The organism is Bifidobacterium simiarum, from assembly GCF_002802905.1.
Classification (GTDB): Bacteria; Actinomycetota; Actinomycetes; order Actinomycetales; family Bifidobacteriaceae; genus Galliscardovia; species Galliscardovia simiarum.
This window is the reverse complement of the sequence record NZ_PEBK01000020.1, coordinates 1-927: the sequence shown is the minus strand read 5'-3', so window position 1 is coordinate 927 and position 927 is coordinate 1. Positions and strand designations below refer to the sequence as shown.

Sequence of the window (927 nt, the reverse complement as noted above, 5' to 3'; positions counted from 1 at the left end):
TCGGGTGAAGCGGTGAATTCAAGCCCCGGTAAACGGCGGTGGTAACTATAACCATCCTAAGGTAGCGAAATTCCTTGTCGGGTAAGTTCCGACCTGCACGAATGGCGTAACGACTTCCCCACTGTCTCGGCCAGGAGCTCGGCGAAATTGCAGTACGAGTAAAGATGCTCGTTAAGCGCAGAAGGACGAAAAGACCCCGGGACCTTTACTATACCTTGGTATTGTCGTTAGGTGTGGACTGTGTAGCATAGGCGGGAGGCTTCGAAGCGGGTGCGCCAGCATTCGTGGAGCCGTCATTGAAATACCGCTCTGTCCTCATCTGGCGTCTAACCTCGATGTGTCATCCGCATCAGGGACAGTGCCTGGCGGGTAGTTTAACTGGGGCGGTTGCCTCCCAAAGAGTAACGGAGGCGCTCAAAGGTCCGCTCAGCCCGGTTGGCAATCGGGTGTCGAGTGTAATCGCACAAGCGGGCTTGACTGTGAGAACGACGGTTCGAGCAGGGACGAAAGTCGGAGATAGTGATCCGGTGCCGGCGCACGGGCGCGGCATCGCTCAACGGATAAAAGGTACCCCGGGGATAACAGGCTGATCATTCCCAAGAGTCCATATCGACGGGATGGTTTGGCACCTCGATGTCGGCTCGTCGCATCCTGGGGCTGGAGCAGGTCCCAAGGGTTCGGCTGTTCGCCGATTAAAGCGGCACGCGAGCTGGGTTCAGAACGTCGTGAGACAGTTTGGTCTCTATCCTCTGCGCTCGTTGGAATCTTGAGGAGTCCTGCCCATAGTACGAGAGGACCTGGGTGGACGAACCTCTGGTATGCCGGTTGTCACGCCAGTGGCATGGCCGGTTGGCTACGTTCGGATGGGATAACCGCTGAAAGCATCTAAGCGGGAAGCCTTCTCCAAGATAAGGATTCCTTCACGCC

The 927-nt window shown here is 56.9% G+C and carries 1 rRNA gene; it reads left to right on the top strand.

Annotation, left to right across the window (positions count from 1 at the left end):
* Window positions 1-927: ribosomal RNA gene (locus CSQ87_RS10630) — 23S ribosomal RNA — on the top strand; the annotation flags it as partial.